Source organism: Acinetobacter sp. YH16038, assembly GCF_013417275.1.
GTDB lineage: Bacteria > Pseudomonadota > Gammaproteobacteria > Pseudomonadales > Moraxellaceae > Acinetobacter.
Window position 1 is genome coordinate 1 of the sequence record NZ_VPEG01000037.1, and the last position, 15,979, is coordinate 15,979.

Sequence of the window (15,979 nt, forward strand, 5' to 3'; positions counted from 1 at the left end):
GAGAATTGAGACATCAATATGGCAATAAACTGATCCCACCGGGAAGCCGCTCTAAATTTCTGTCCAACATGGTGCACTTTAGCAAGTTGTTCAAAATCCTGTCGCACAACAGGTTTAATTAGCTCATGAAATACGGTATTCTGATGTGACAAAACCTGAATCCTGGTCGTTAAAGTGTTTGTTTGCACTCATATTTTAACTGTTAGGACTCAGGTTTTTTTATTTAAAGCAAACTATGGGACAGCAGTGACTCTAGAGCCTCTTTTTGTATGTTTTTTCTAGGCAAAAATTAACGCTTTAAATTGGACAATAGGGCTGATGTAATCGAAGTATTGACTGCTACCGCTTTGGCTTTTTTGGCTTTCTTCGATTTATCTTCTACACGTTCAATTTTAATGGCTTTATAGCGTTCCCCATTTTGAACCACATTAAATTTTACCCGGTCATTGCGCTTCGGTTCAACTGAATCGGCAGGGAAATCCGAGATATGAAAAAATACCTCACCTTCAGGTGAAGAAATAAAACCAAATCCTTTTTCTGGATTGTACTGTTTTACTTTTCCTTGGTATTGCTCGGAAGTCATAAACGTCCCCTTCTCTGTATCTGTCAGTATTCAGTATATAAAAAAGAGGCTGTAAAAGCCCCTTTTCTGTTCATTTTCAAAAATATTAGTCTTTTTGAACTGAACCAAAAATCTTGTCACCCGCATCGCCCAAACCTGGAACGATGTAACCATTTTCATTCAAGCCATGGTCAATCGCCGCAGTGAAAATCACCACATCTGGATGAGCTTCTTCAACACGTTTAATGCCTTCAGGGGCTGCGACCAATACCATCACACGAATATCTTTACAGCCGCTGGCTTTCAATACGTCAATCGCAGCAACCAGAGAAGAACCAGTCGCCAGCATTGGATCAATGATCATCGCAAGACGGTTTTGTACGTCTGGAACCAGTTTTTTATAGTAAGTACGTGCCTGTAGGGTTTCTTCATCACGTTCCAGACCCAGTACAGAGACTTTGGCACTTGGAATCAGATTCAGGAAACCATCCAGCATACCAATGCCCGCACGTAGAATTGGCACAACAGTAATTTTCTTACCTGCAATACGGTCTACAGTTACCGGTCCGTTCCAGCCGTCAATCTCATGCTCAACGACAGGAAGATCCTTGGTCGCTTCATAAGTCAAAAGCATAGTCACTTCCTGAGCTAGCTCACGGAAGTTCTTGGTACTAATGTCAGCACGACGCAGTAAACCGAGTTTATGTCGAATTAATGGATGACGGATTTCATGGATTGCCACGGGAGAACACCTAGAAGGTTAAAGATAAATTTCCGCTATTATAAAGACTTTTCCGGATTTGTTTAACTAAAAAAGCCCCCAATCGTGGAGGCTTTTTTGTAATAACTTCAAACTTGGGCTGAATTAGTTAAAACCACTTTGAACCAAAGTGAAAATAAACTGTTGTAATTCAGGCGACATTGCGAAGAATGCATAGCGAGACAGCGCAATGATCGGATCTGGATAAACACCGATCACCAGTACCAGTAATGCGACAAGCAATACCATGATACCGCCGACTTTTTGTCCCCAGTGATTTACAGCATCAAGACGTGGTGTTTCTGGTGGAGTCATATACATGACAACCATCACACGCAGGTAGTAGTACAGACCAATACCTGAACCCAGGATGACCATCGCAGCAAGGAACCAAGACTCACCTGCTACCGCAGTTTTCACTACCAGGAACTTACCGATGAAGCCCGCTGTTAATGGAATACCTGCCAGAGACAGCATCATCACAGTTAATACAGCAGTTAATACTGGACGGCGCCAGAACAGACCACGGTACTCAGCCAGGCTACCTGCTTCATCTGTATTGTTATACGGACTAGACATCAGCGTTACCACACCGAAAGCACCAATCGTAGTCAATACATAAGTGATGATATACACGTTTACACTTTCGAAAGTCGCGAAACCTTGAACCTGTAAAAAGTCAGTATTACGTGCAGATACGATCGCAACCAGTACATAACCGAAGTGAGCAATTGAAGAGTATGCCAAGATACGTTTCAGGTTCACCTGTTTCACTGCAAGCAAGTTACCTACAATGATAGAAAGTACTGCAATCACACTGATGATAGTGACGAAGCTATCCGACAGGATTAAGCCAGAAGACAATACATAACGTACGAACAGACCCAGCATTGCCACTTTAGACACAGTTGCAAGGAAAGTTGCAACTGGCGCTGGAGCACCTGCATAGACGTCTGGTGTCCATTTGTGGAATGGAGCTAGTGACAGTTTAAAGCCAACAGCGAATACAATCAGTGCCAGACCGATTACCACAGCAGGTTGACTAAATGCAGTCAACAGTTTACCTGGTTCAGCGACAAAGCTTAGAGAACCTGTATATGCATAAACATATGCCATACCCATCAACAACATCGCAGACGCAGTTGCTGAAAGCACCAGATATTTCACACCTGCTTCAAGCGATTGAGAACGCTGATGTGTATACGCCAATAAGCCGTATACAGGGATCGACATGAGCTCAAGGCTAATGAAGAAAGATGCATAGTGAGAACTTGCCACCATCAGCATCGCACCGGCAACGGAGGTCAACATCAGGATGTAGAGTTCTTCACGGTTATCTTTATAGGTTTCAATATAAGCATGTGACAAGGTACTGCACGCCAGTGCAGCCACAATAATCACAAACTGATACAGCATCGTAAACGGATCTACGAGGAACAGATTCATTACATTGGCAGGTGCAAATTGACCCGCTAACAGAACGAACAGAATGTACAACGCCGCCAGGTTTAGACCAATGACTGTCGTAGTCGCAACTAAGTTATGGTTACGCTTAATTGCAGTAAGCAACATCACGACGATCGCAGTCAATGACACGATCATCACAGGTGCTAGAGGCATAAGCTCAGAAAAAGACATTGTGAAGTTCATGGCTTATTGGATCTCCACATTTTCAGCTGAAACGGCAGCTTGCTGCACAGCATCAGCTGCTTCAGACACAGGAATGTAGCTATTCGCTAACCACGCCATGCTTGAGTTAGAAACGTCAAGGAAGCTTTGTGGGTATAGACCAAGCCATGCTAGACCAAATGCACAGATCAGCAAAATTACCACTTCACGTGCATTTAAATCTTTTAACGGATTTGTGTAGTGCTGTTTTTGCTCTTCGTTTGGAACACCAAACAACGCTTTATGGATCAGAATCAAACCGTACAGACCCGCAAATACCAGGCTGATTGCAGCGAGGATTGTGAATGCAGGGAATTTACCGAATGAACCCATCAGGATCAGGAACTCACCAATGAAGTTACCTAGACCTGGAATACCGACAAGCGCCGCGATGAAGAACATCAGGAAGAATGCAAGGTATGGGAACTGACCACGAATACCACCCATCAAACGCATATCACGTGTATGAACACGTTCGTACACCTGACCACACATAATGAACAGCGCTGCAGATGACAGACCGTGAGCCAGCATCATGATCATCAGACCTTGGAAGGTCAGGATGTTACCTGCATAAATTGCAAGTAAAACGAAGCCCATGTGTGAAATAGACGTATACGCCAATAAACGTTTCATATCGGTTTGCTGGAAAGCACACCAAGCACCGTAGAAGATACCGATTAAACCGAAAATGATCGCGATGTCTGCAAACTGTGCAGAAGCCGCCGGGAAGAATGGAATCACGAAACGGATCAGACCATAAGCAGCTGTCTTAATCAAGATACCTGCAAGGTCAACAGAACCCGCTGTTGGTGCTTGTGCATGCGCATCTGGTAACCAGCCGTGTAATGGGAAAACTGGAAGTTTTACCGCAAAACCGATAAATAGACAGATCATGAATGCATAAGCAACTGCTGGTGCTTGTGTATCCAGCATGTTCGCTACACCCATCAGGTAGTTGTAGTCGAAACGGATTTGACCAGTCATGGTGTAGCCTACAGTCACCAGACCGAGGATACCAATCAGCATGACTAAACCAGCTACCTGTGTGTAAATGAAGAACTTGGTTGCAGCATATACACGTGACTTGCCTTCTGCCCCTTTATGACCCCAAAGTGCGATCAGGAAGTAGATTGGCACCAGCATCATCTCCCAGAAGAAGAAGAACAGGAACAGGTCAATTGCCAGGAATACGCCGATTACACCACCCAGAGACCATAAAAGGTTCAAGTGGAAGAAACCCACGTTTTTCTGAATCTCACCCCATGAACAGCCTACTGCCAGCACACCAAGGAGTGCAGTCAAGCCAACCATCAGTAAAGATAAACCATCCACCGCAAGGTGAATGTTAATGCCCAGGGTTTGAATCCAAGGCAATTTGAACTCGGCTGCCCACGTAGGAGCCGCACCGCCAAGTTCATAGTTATAAGTACCCGACTGCCAAAGGACGATGGTCAAGACCAGCGTCACTAACATACCAATCAGCGCGATATAACGCGGAAGGTGTTGGTCGAGTTTATCGACCAACCAGCAAATAAAACCTGCAATGAACGGAATGAGGATCAGAGCCGGCAAAATAATATTGTTTGGAGCTTCCATTTTATTTCCCCACTACCTGAATCACGAGCAAGATCATCAGTAGGACAACGACACCGAGCCCCATACTAGATGCATATTCACGCAGTGAACCTGTTTGACGTGAACTAGTAAAGCTATGACCACCTTTAACCAGTGCAGGCAGCACTAGCCAGAAGGCATCAATCGGATCACGACCGAACAGTTTCGCGAAGAACAAATAAGGCTTCACAAAAACGATGTCATACAGCTTGTCAAAACCAAGTGCATTACGGCAGATGTTTGCAAGGCCCGCACCCAGAGAAGTTTTCGCAAAAGATTTCACAGCGTTGTAAGCAAAAGCAAACAACACTACGCCAATTGCAAGACCTACCAGTGCAATACCTACTGCTGTGTATTCTGCAGTATGCATGCCATGTTCAAGTGCTTCCGGAATTTCAAATGCAGGAAGTTTAGCTGCATTTAAAATGCTTTCTACAGGTGCTTTTAATGCTGCACCCACGAAAGTTGAAAGTACTGCAAGAATTGCCAATGGACCCCAGTAAGTTACACCCTTGATTGCGTGGTAAGGTGTGTTTTCTTTACCGAAGAATACCACCCAGATCAGACGGAATGTATAGATCGAAGTCAGGAACGCACCGATTACACCCACCCAGTAAAGTGTGCTGTAAACTGCGATTGATTGGCCTTGTACCCATACCGCACCCAGGATTGCATCTTTTGAGAAGAAGCCCACAGTGATGAATGGAATTGCAGCCAATGCACCGCCACCAATGGCGAAACATGCAAACAGGAATTTGTTCTTGTAGAACAGACCGCCCATCTTGAAGATGTTTTGTTCGTGGTGGTAAGCCAGAATCACTGCACCAGAAGACAAGAATAATAATGCCTTGAAGAATGCGTGAGTCAGCATGTGGAACAGACCCGCCTGGTATGCTTCAGCACCTACAGCCATAAACATATAGCCCAACTGACTCATAGTTGAGTAAGCCAGAATACGTTTGATGTCTGTTTGTACCAATGCAGCAAAACCAGCTACCAGTAATGTCACCGCACCAGTAATCGAGATGAACATCATTACTTCAGGTGCAAGCTCAAATACTGTGAACAGACGGCAGCACAGGTAAACACCCGCAGTTACCATTGTCGCAGCGTGGATCAATGCAGAAACAGGTGTCGGACCTGCCATCGCATCTGCCAACCAGGTTTGCAGTGGAATCTGTGCAGATTTACCAGCAGCACCCAAGAACAGCATTAACGCAGTCCAGATGGTCAATGATGAGCTTTGCGTCATTACAGTCGCAGCATTTTCTACGATGTACTGAGTATTTAGCGTACCGAATTGCTGGAACAGCAAGAACATGGCAATCAGCAGGAATACGTCACCAATACGGGTAACGGTAAATGCCTTGATCGCTGCCACACCGTTTGCAGGGTTTTGGTAGTAATAGCCAATCAGCAGGTAAGAACACAGACCTACACCTTCCCAACCCAGGAATAACAACGCCAGGTTGTCACCCAGTACCAGCAATAACATGCTTGCAACGAACAGGTTGAAGTAAGAGAAGAAACGTGCGAAGTCTTGTTCACCGCGCATGTACCATGATGCAAAGATATGGATCAGGAAACCAACGCCTGTCACCATGCCCAGCATCAACAGAGACAAACCGTCCAGGTGCAGGCTGATGCCCGGTGCAAAACCACCGACATTGAACCAGGTCCAAAGAGGTTGCACCACCGCGGTAGAACCATTGTTGACAAAGTCCATACCCGCAATGAGTGCGAACAATGCCGATAACCCCACAGCCCCTACACCAATAATGGCTGCAACTGTTTCAGGAAGCTTATGACGCCCTGCCGCTAAAAGGACGAAGCCAATGAGCGGGAATAAAATTGTTAGATATAAATAACTCATCCGCGCATCTCACTAGCAGCATCCACATCCAGATGATGGAAGCGATGATAGAACTGAAGGACGATCGCAAGACCGATACATGCCTCTGCCGCAGCAAGGGTCAGAATCAGGATAAACATGATTTGACCATCAGGCTGTGCCCATGCACTGCCCGCCAGGACGAATGCCAAAGCAGCAGCATTCATCATGATTTCAAGGCTCATTAAAATGAATAGCAGGTTGCGTCGCACCATTACACCGTAAAAACCCAGTGCAAAAAGAATGGATGCAACGATCAAACCATGCTCTAAAGGGATGTTGCCCATTATTGTTGTTCCTCTTCTGCACCTGGTTCACGTTTACCCAAATGGAATGCTGCAACAAGTGATGCAAGCAATAACATCGCGGCAACTTCTACCAACAATAAGTATTGCGTAAAGAGTGATTGACCTACCGCTTTAGGACCGACCATTTCAGTGCCCATGACCATTGAAGGCTGCACGTAATCTGATTTAAGTACCCAAACCAGGATCAGACCAATCAGGAAGCTCATCAATGCCGGATAAGCCCAAGCCGATGAAGTCAACCATTTGCGTTCCTGAGCAACAGTCTGTTCGCCCAGGTTCAGCATCATTACCACGAACACGAATAACACCATGATCGCGCCAGCATAAACGATGACTTCAAGTGCACCCGCAAACGGTGCACCCACGATCAGGAACAGTCCTGCTACAGCAAGGAGTGAAACGATCAGGCTTAATAAAGCATGTACCGGATTCGTGTTAGTTACCACACGAACCGTAGAGACGATGGCCACAAGGGCCATTAAATAAAATGGCCACATCATGGTAATAGACTCCGTACATCAACAGGTGCACTTTCACGCTGTGCCTGACCTTTGTCCTTACCAGCAACTGCCATACCGGTGACACGGTAGAAGTTATAGTCAGGATATTTACCAGGACCAGAAATCAGCAAGTGTTCTTTTTCGTAGACTAGGTCTTGACGAACATATTCGCCTAATTCGAAATCTGGTGTCATTTGAATTGCAGTTGTCGGACATGCTTCTTCACACATACCGCAGAAAATACAGCGAGAGAAGTTGATACGGAAAAATTCCGGATACCAACGACCATCTTCACGTTCTGCTTTTTGGAGTGAAATACAGCCTACCGGACATGCAACCGCACACAGGTTACATGCCACACAACGCTCTTCGCCATCTGGGTCACGCGTTAATACGATACGACCACGGAAACGTGGTGGCACGATTTCTTCGGCTGGCACTTCCGGATATAAAATGGTGTCACGTTTGCGCGTTGCATGGGTAAATACCATGAACAACGTACGAACGATTGACCCGAATCCAGCTAGAAATTTAAACATTTTGTTCTCCCTGCTGTCTTAGGCCTGATTCAACAGAATCACAGCACCAGTCACCAAAAGGTTAACCAACGCCAATGGCAAGCAAATTTTCCAACCAAAGTTCATCACCTGGTCATAACGTGGACGCATTAAAGAACCACGCGCCAATACAAACATCATTACGAAGAATGCTGTTTTAATAATGAACCAGAATGCGGGTGGAAGGAAATCAAGACCAAATGGTGCTAACCAGCCACCGAAGAACAGGGTTACGATCAATGCAGAGATCAGTACTACGTTCACGTATTCCGCAACGAAGAACATACCCCATTTCATACCGCCATATTCTACGTGGTAACCTTCCGCCAGTTCCTGTTCCGCTTCTGGTTGGTCAAATGGGTGACGGTGAGTTACCGCAACACCTGCAACCACGAAGATCAGGAAGCCTAAGAACTGAGGAATGATAAACCAGACATCTTTCTGTGCTTCTACGATTTCACGCATGTTGAATGAACCGGCAATTGCCACTACACCCATCAGTGAAATACCCAGGAACACTTCATAAGAAATAGTTTGCGCTGCTGAACGTAGACCACCAAGCAATGCGTATTTGTTGTTAGAAGACCAACCACCAAATAGTACTGCATATACCGCAATACCTGCCATTGCCATGAAGAACAACAGGCCGATACTCATGTCTGCAACACCTAGATAAGGTGACACAGGAATAACCATGAACGACAGCACCGCAGTTGCCATCGCAACTGCTGGAGCCATACGGAAAGTCAATTTATCGGCAAATTTTGGTGTCCAGTCTTCCTTGAACATGATTTTCAGCATGTCGGCAACAATCTGGAACATACCGCCCGGACCTACACGGTTCGGACCGTAACGGTCTTGCCACAAGCCGAGTAAACGACGTTCAATAAAAGACATCAACGCAGCGATCAGTACTACAACCAGTAAGATCACGATCGCTTGAAGTACTGAATAGGCGATTGGCCAGTTTTCAGCCCACAGCGGCGTTTGACGGATTAATTCTTGTTCCATGAATTACGCTCCTACCGCGACTGAAACAGGCTCTGCAAGAGATACCGTTGGTGCAAGACCAATTGGGTAGCCAATATAACCTGTTGGTAAGTATTCAATCACTTGTACAGGAAGAACGATTGAAGTATCGCCTGCTTTCACAGTGATCTTCTGACCGTCTTGCAGGTTCAAGCGTGTAGCATCCTGTTCGCCCACTGCAAATACTGCATCCGGAATACGTGATTCCATGGCAGGTGTTTTAATGGTGAACTCGCCAGATGCAAAGATGTGATGCATTGGTACCAGACGGAAGCTTTCAGCATTTACGAGCACAGGTGCTGGTGCGACGAAGCTACGCGCTGGACGCTTTGGTAAACGGTCGAATAAACGAACGCCTGAATCACCGCCTTTTAAGTGACCGCCCACTTCATCCTGGTATTTGTTCCAGGCTTGTGGTGAGTTCCAGCCTGCAGACCAGGCAAATGGAATCAGTGGAGATGGTGTTTCATTACCCACATAACCTTCCATAGAGAATGTTAATGCAGTGTCTTTATCAGTAGGCTGTTTCGGCTCATGTACAGACAATGGCGCACGCATCGACGTACGACCTGAGTAACGACGTGGTTCACGTGCCACTTTCAGACCATGGACACGGAAGCCCGCATCAGGTGCTACATCCAGAATACCTTCAAGTGCAGGAACATTGCTTGCTACTGACTCGATGACATCATCCAGTACTGTCCAAGAAATCGCTTTGCCTTGTACGCCTGTTTCCAGTGCGTGTAACCAGCGCCAAGATTCTTTGATTGCCAGTTCCGGGTTGTAGTAGTTAGGGTCATACACTTGATAGAAACGTTGTGCACGGCCTTCTTGAGAAACGACAGTACCATCACCTTCAGCAAATGAGGCAGCAGACAATACGATGTTCGCTTTCTTCACAGTCGCAGTTTCAGAGTGATCCAATACGATCACCTGTTTGCCTGCAAGCGCAGCATCAACCTGAGCCGCTGGTAAACGACGGTAAAGATCGTTTTCTACAATTAGGACAGTGTCATAGTCTTGTGCAAATGCTTGCTCAAGGCTTTGACCACCGAAGATTGCCAGCCCCATTGAGTTCACTTCAGGAACAGTCAAGGTCAAGCCCGCATTACCCAGGTTTTGTGCTACTTGTGCAGCAGCTTCCATGATGGTTGCGTCTTGTAGACTTGTACCAGAGATGATCAGTGGTTTCTTGGCAGCTTTCAGCGTATCTGCAATGGTTTGTGCAAATGCTTTCGCATCGTCATCAAGACCAGTGATGACTTCACCTTTCACACCCGCAGCAATCGCGAAGCCTAAACGTGCGATGTCATTTGGAGAAGCAACCACTTCACCTTCCGCAACGTCAGACAAACGTGTTTGTGTTGCAGCCAGAATGTAAATCGGAGATTTCGCATCTTGGGCAATACGTTGTACAGGTTCAGCCAGCCATTCTTGGGTACGGCGCTCTGCAGCCATTTCCTTGCCTTTATTTTTCGCAGCTTGGCGAACAGATAAAGCCATACGTGGCGCAGTTTGAGTCAGGTCTTCACCTAGAATCAGTACCGCATCATAGCTTTCGATTTCACGCATGTTCGGGTTATAAACACCCTCGGTTTGCATGATCGATGCAGCCAGCTCAACCAGATTTTGCTCTTTTTGAGCCATACCAGTTGAGTAGTTGTCTTGACCAACTAACTCACGTAGTGCGAAGTTAGCTTCAAGTGATGCACGTGGTGAACCGATCCCCAGTACTTTTTTGCCCTGGATTTTCGCAATTACGGTATCCAATGCTGTATCAACAGAAACAGTTTCTACATTCGTACCAGTACGGAACTGTGGCTGACGAGGACGGTCTTTACGGTTTACATAACCGGTACCGAAACGGCCTTTATCGCACAGGAAGTATTGGTTAACTTCACCGTTGAAACGGTTTTCAACGCGACGAAGCTCGCCATAACGCTCACCTGGAGAGATGTTACAACCTGAAGAACAGCCATGACATACGCTTGGTGCGTACTGCATGTCCCATTTACGGTTATAGCGTTCTGAGTGAGTCTTATCGGTGAATACACCCGTTGGACACACTTCAGTCAGGTTACCGGAGAATTCAGATTCCAAAGTACCTGATTCCGGACGACCGAAATAAACGCGAGAAGCGTTTGCATATACGCCGAAATCCGTACCGCCCGCATAGTCTTTGTAATAACGAACACAACGGTAACATGCGATACAACGGTTCATCTCGTGCGCAATGAACGAACCAAGTTCTTGGTTGTAATGCGTACGCTTGGTGAACCGGTAACGACGACGGTCATGTTGTGTCATCACGGTCATATCTTGCAGGTGACAGTGGCCACCCTCTTCACAGACTGGACAGTCGTGCGGGTGATTGGTCATCAAGAATTCAACAACAGAAGCACGGAAATCTTTTGCTTCTTTGTCTTCAATCGAGATGTAGGTATTGTCAGCAGCCGGTGTCATACATGACATGACCAAACGACCACGCGTATCTTCTGGATTCGCGTATTGAGTCACAGCACATTGACGGCAAGAACCGACAGAACCTAAGGATGGATGCCAACAAAAGTATGGGATGTCGATGCCAAGACTCAAACATGCTTGCAGCAAGTTTTCCGAGCCGTTGACTTCATACGATTTTCCATCGACATGAATTGTAGCCATAGTCGAATTCCTTAAGCTTGTTCTACGTTGCGGGTTTGAGCGGCAGCATTTACGACTTTCGCTTCAAATTCGCCACGGAAATGTTTGAGTGCGCCCATTAACGGTTCCATAGCACCTGGTGCGTGAGCACAGAAAGTTTTACCAATCCAAAGCTTACGAGTCAGTTCTTGTAAGTGATCGATATCTTCTTTCTTGCCAGTACCATCTTCAAGTGCTTTAAGCGCTTTCACCGCCCAAGGTAAGCCATCACGGCAAGGTGTACACCAGCCACATGATTCACGCGCAAAGAATTCTTCGAGGTTACGAGTCGCTGAAACCATACATTGAGTTTCATCAACCACCATCAATAGACAGGTACCTAAACGTGAACCTGCTTTCATGATGCTTTCCGCATCCATCGGAAGATCGATATGCTCGGCAGCCAGGAAGTCAGTTGATGCACCACCGGGTAACCATGCTTTCAGCTTCAGGCCGTCACGCATACCACCGGCATGTTCTTCAATCACTTCACGTGCAGTGGTACCGAATGGCAGTTCCCATAGACCTGGGAATTTCACCTTACCTGAAGCACCATAAATTTTTGTGCCAGGATCTTTCGATTTACCTGCAGACAGACCGATGTACCATTCTGGACCACGCAACATGATGGCTGGCAAGTTGTTGTAGGTCTCTACGTTGTTCACGATCGTAGGACGACCCCAAGCACCTGCAACCTGCGGGAATGGCGGTTTGGTACGCGGGTTTGCACGGCGACCTTCAAGCGAGTTAATCAATGCAGTTTCTTCACCACAGATATAACGACCCGCACCGGTATGCACGTGTAACTCGAAGCTCCAGCCAGAATCCAGGATGTTGTCACCCATGTAACCTTTGGCACGAACCTGCTCAAGTGCTTCGTTCAGGTACTTCGCCGCTTCGATGTATTCACCACGGATGAAGATATAACCTTGAGTTGCTTCAAGGGTATAAGCTGCAATCAGCATACCTTCGATCAGCTGGTGAGGAAGATCTTCCATCAACAGGCGATCTTTGAAAGTACCTGGTTCCATCTCATCGGCATTACAAATCAGGTAACGTGGACCTGAATTGTCATTTGGCGCCATCAGCGACCATTTGATCCCTGCCGGGAAGCCTGCACCACCACGACCTTTTACGGTTGCTGCTTTTACGACTTCCAGCACTTCTTTCGGTGTCATAGACAGGGCTTTTTTAAAGCCTGCATAGCCTTCAAGCGCTTCGTAGTCATCAACGTGACGGACATTCGCCTGTTTGCTTAGACGCCAAGTCAGTGGATGCGTTTCCGGGTTACCGTCGCCATAAATTGGTTTTGGTTCGGTATTCATACATACTTCTCCAATAACTGTTTAATTGATGTTACTTCCACGAGACCGTGAGTATCTTCATCAATCATGAGGGTTGGACCTTTATCACAGTTACCTAGGCAGCAAATTGGAAGCAAGGTAAAACGGCCATCCGCTGTGGTTTGGCCGAACTGGATACCCAATTCACGCTGGAATGCTTCTGCTAAAGTCTCCGCACCCATCAAGAAACATGCAATTGAGTCACACAGTAAAATTACGTGACGACCCACTGGCTGACGGTAAATACGGTTATAGAACGTTGCAACCCCTTCCAAATCGGCAAGGCTCATGCTGAGCATTTGCGCGATGGCATTCATTTGAGCATCGTCTACCCAGCCATTACGGCGTTGTACACACTTCAGCGCATCAAGACACGCTGCACGTGGGTAAGGGTAATGCCCAATGTGATGTTCAATTTCGTGGATTTCTTCCGAAGTTAAAATCCCTTCAACATTCACACGTGGCTTTTTATCAGTCAAAATCATCATAATGCGTTTACCCCTTAGCGATCCACGTCAGCCATTACGACGTCGATTGTCGCTAAATAAATGATTAAGTCAGATACAAGACTGCCGTTAATCACAGAAGGCATTTGCTGTAAATGCGTGAAAGTTGGTGTACGAATACGGGTACGGTAACTCATGGTTGACTTGTCTGAAGTCAGATAATAAGTCGACGCACCTTTCACCACTTCTGCCATCACAGATGATTCACCTGCAGGCATTACAGGACCCCAAGAAACGCTCAAGAAGTGCGTAATCAAGGTTTCAATATCTTGTAATGTTTTGTCTTTTGGTGGTGGAACAGCCAGTGGATGGTCTGCTTTGTACGCACCAGATGGCATATTCTCTAGACACTGCTTAATGATTTTCAGTGACTGTTCGATTTCACGGAAGTGAACAATCACACGAGCATATGCATCGCCTTCGTACTCAACCGGTACTTCGAAGTCATAGTTTTCATAACCACTGTATGGACGGTATTTACGAACATCAAAGTCGATACCTGTCGCACGCAGACCAGTACCTGTTACACCCCATGCCAATGCAGATTTCGCATCGTATTGAGCCACATTACGGGTACGACCCACAAATACAGAGTTTTTCAGTGCTGCAGTATAGTATTCGTTCAAACGCTTAGGCATCCAGTCGAGTAAGTCTCGAACCAGTTTTTCCCAACCATTTGGCAAGTCATGTGCAGTACCACCGATACGGAACCATGCTGGATGCATACGGTAACCGGTGATCGCTTCCACGATGTCATACACTTTCTGACGGTCAGCGAACATATAGAATACTGGGGTCATACCGCCGGCATCCTGAATCGCAGTACCGATGTACAGCAAGTGGTTATTGATACGGAACAATTCCGACATCATGACACGGATACATTGTGCGCGGTCTGGCACAGTAATGCCTGCCAATTGTTCCACACCCATCACATACGGCATGTTTTGAGCACAACCACCCAAATAGTCCACACGGTCAGTATACGGAATGAATGAATGCCAAGTTTGACGTTCAGCCATCTTTTCCACACCACGGTGGTGATAGCCGATATCTGGCACACAGTCTTTCACTTCTTCACCATCCAACTGCAAAATTACACGGAAGGCACCATGCGCAGACGGGTGGTTAGGACCCAGGTTCAGGAACATGAAATCTTCATCTGCATTACCGCGCTTCAGACCCCAGTCTTCTGGCACGAAACGTAGATGTTCCTGTTCAAAGTCCTGCTTGGCTTTGTCTTGAATATACGGAGTATATTCAGTCGCACGTGCAGAATATTCTTTACGTAGCGGATGACCTTCCCAGTAGGTTGGCAACAAGATACGACGGAGCATTGGATGCCCTTCGAAATTGATGCCGAACATGTCATAAGCTTCACGCTCATACCAGTTCGCATTTGGCCAGATATTCGTTGCGGTCGGAATATTCAGATCGCTGTCGCTTAATGCAACTTTAATACGAATGTCACAGTTACGCTCTAAAGATAATAAATGATAGAACACTGTGAATTCTGACGCAGGCAAACCGTCACGGTGCGTACGTAAACGCTCATCTACTGCAGACAAGTCGAATAGCATCACGTATGGACGTGGCACGGTACGCAAGAACATCAATACTTCTTGTACACGTGCGCGCTCAACCCAAACTGTCGGGAAATCCTCGAAAGTTGTTTGCACAAAGAAGTTCTCACCAAACTTGGTTTTGAGCTCTTCAATGATGGCAAATGCTGGGCGTGAATCAACTGCTGTTGATTCTGGCATAGCAATGTCAGTTTCAGCCATTGGCTTGGCTTCCTATTTAATACAAATTCAGTCAACCTAAACGACAACTACACCCATAGCGGGTGCACAACAAAAAACCGGTCGTTTAAATTATTTAATTTCATCCATAGAGCGTAAGTTCTTCACAGCAACACGCTGGTCTTTCTTACGGTCACGTTCCGGCATCATCTTTGGCTTATACACTGGCTTAAGATCATCACCGATTACCGCAGACAGCGGACGACGCTCTAATTGAATTTGGTCTTGTAACAGCATTAATGCCTGGATCAATGCTTCAGGACGTGGTGGGCAGCCCGGAACGTATACATCTACCGGAATAATCTTGTCCACACCTTGTACGACTGAATAAATATCGTACATACCACCTGAGTTCGCACACGCACCCATTGAAATCACCCATTTCGGTTCAAGCATCTGTTCATACAGACGTTGAATTACCGGAGCCATTTTCACGAAGCATGTACCTGCTACAATCATCAAGTCTGCCTGACGCGGTGAAGCACGGATAACTTCGGCACCAAAACGTGACAAGTCATGTACACCGGTCAAAGTCGTTGCATATTCAACGTAGCAGCAAGATGTACCAAAGTTAAATGGCCAAACTGAGTTCTTACGACCCCAGTTCACTGCTGTGTGCATTACATCCTCTAGGCGAGTCATGAACACATTTTTATTCACTTCTTCTTCTAGAAGCGGATCTTCTACAACGATACGCTCTTGAAGTGGATATTCATCAGCATTCGGATTCGCACGGGTTAATGTATATTTCATC

General features: G+C 46.3%; 15 protein-coding genes. All 15 read right to left on the reverse strand.

Annotated features, from left to right (window positions below):
* On the reverse strand, positions 1-152 hold a 152-nt coding region (locus FTV34_RS13865), incomplete at its 3' end, for a DUF4372 domain-containing protein (protein ID WP_141214591.1).
* 137 nt (positions 153-289) lie between these two features.
* A complete protein-coding gene (locus FTV34_RS13870) occupies positions 290-583 on the reverse strand; it encodes a cold shock domain-containing protein (protein WP_180070580.1) in 294 nt (97 codons plus the stop codon).
* Positions 584-668: 85 nt separating this feature from the next.
* A complete protein-coding gene (gene upp / locus FTV34_RS13875) occupies positions 669-1,304 on the reverse strand; it encodes a uracil phosphoribosyltransferase (protein WP_004785068.1) in 636 nt (211 codons plus the stop codon).
* 123 nt (positions 1,305-1,427) lie between these two features.
* Positions 1,428-2,972 carry an NADH-quinone oxidoreductase subunit NuoN gene (nuoN, locus tag FTV34_RS13880; RefSeq protein ID WP_004785070.1) on the reverse strand — a complete coding sequence of 515 codons (1,545 nt, stop codon included), beginning with the start codon at positions 2,970-2,972 and terminating at the stop codon, positions 1,428-1,430.
* Positions 2,973-2,975: 3 nt separating this feature from the next.
* Complete coding sequence (gene nuoM / locus FTV34_RS13885) at positions 2,976-4,589, reverse strand: NADH-quinone oxidoreductase subunit M (RefSeq protein ID WP_004785072.1); 1,614 nt, start codon at positions 4,587-4,589, stop codon at positions 2,976-2,978.
* Between the two features lies 1 nt (position 4,590).
* Positions 4,591-6,480: an NADH-quinone oxidoreductase subunit L gene (nuoL, locus tag FTV34_RS13890; RefSeq protein WP_180070582.1), complete on the reverse strand. Its 1,890-nt coding sequence runs from the start codon at positions 6,478-6,480 to the stop codon at positions 4,591-4,593.
* The gene (nuoK, locus tag FTV34_RS13895) at positions 6,477-6,785 is read right to left on the reverse strand and encodes an NADH-quinone oxidoreductase subunit NuoK (protein ID WP_004280769.1); all 309 of its coding nucleotides are present in this window, start codon (positions 6,783-6,785) and stop codon (positions 6,477-6,479) included. Before nuoK ends, nuoL begins: the two co-directional genes overlap by 4 nt.
* The gene (nuoJ, locus tag FTV34_RS13900) at positions 6,785-7,303 is read right to left on the reverse strand and encodes an NADH-quinone oxidoreductase subunit J (protein ID WP_171056685.1); all 519 of its coding nucleotides are present in this window, start codon (positions 7,301-7,303) and stop codon (positions 6,785-6,787) included. Before nuoJ ends, nuoK begins: the two co-directional genes overlap by 1 nt.
* Positions 7,303-7,845 (reverse strand): NADH-quinone oxidoreductase subunit NuoI, encoded by a 543-nt coding sequence (gene nuoI, locus FTV34_RS13905; RefSeq protein ID WP_004785079.1) that lies wholly within the window; start codon positions 7,843-7,845, stop codon positions 7,303-7,305. The genes nuoJ and nuoI overlap by 1 nt, the downstream gene beginning before the upstream one ends.
* Positions 7,846-7,863: 18 nt before the next feature.
* Complete coding sequence (nuoH, locus tag FTV34_RS13910; RefSeq protein ID WP_004785081.1) at positions 7,864-8,874, reverse strand: NADH-quinone oxidoreductase subunit NuoH; 1,011 nt, start codon at positions 8,872-8,874, stop codon at positions 7,864-7,866.
* A gap of 3 nt (positions 8,875-8,877) precedes the next feature.
* Positions 8,878-11,556, reverse strand: a complete 2,679-nt coding sequence (nuoG, locus tag FTV34_RS13915; RefSeq protein WP_180070584.1) for an NADH-quinone oxidoreductase subunit NuoG — start codon at positions 11,554-11,556, stop codon at positions 8,878-8,880.
* A gap of 11 nt (positions 11,557-11,567) precedes the next feature.
* Positions 11,568-12,899 (reverse strand): NADH-quinone oxidoreductase subunit NuoF, encoded by a 1,332-nt coding sequence (gene nuoF, locus FTV34_RS13920; protein WP_180004037.1) that lies wholly within the window; start codon positions 12,897-12,899, stop codon positions 11,568-11,570.
* The gene (gene nuoE / locus FTV34_RS13925) at positions 12,896-13,405 is read right to left on the reverse strand and encodes an NADH-quinone oxidoreductase subunit NuoE (RefSeq protein ID WP_004785086.1); all 510 of its coding nucleotides are present in this window, start codon (positions 13,403-13,405) and stop codon (positions 12,896-12,898) included. The genes nuoF and nuoE overlap by 4 nt, the downstream gene beginning before the upstream one ends.
* Before the next feature lie 14 nt (positions 13,406-13,419).
* The gene (gene nuoC / locus FTV34_RS13930) at positions 13,420-15,207 is read right to left on the reverse strand and encodes an NADH-quinone oxidoreductase subunit C/D (protein WP_034702039.1); all 1,788 of its coding nucleotides are present in this window, start codon (positions 15,205-15,207) and stop codon (positions 13,420-13,422) included.
* 90 nt (positions 15,208-15,297) lie between these two features.
* Complete coding sequence (locus tag FTV34_RS13935) at positions 15,298-15,978, reverse strand: NADH-quinone oxidoreductase subunit B family protein (protein ID WP_004785090.1); 681 nt, start codon at positions 15,976-15,978, stop codon at positions 15,298-15,300.
* Position 15,979 lies beyond the last annotated feature (1 nt).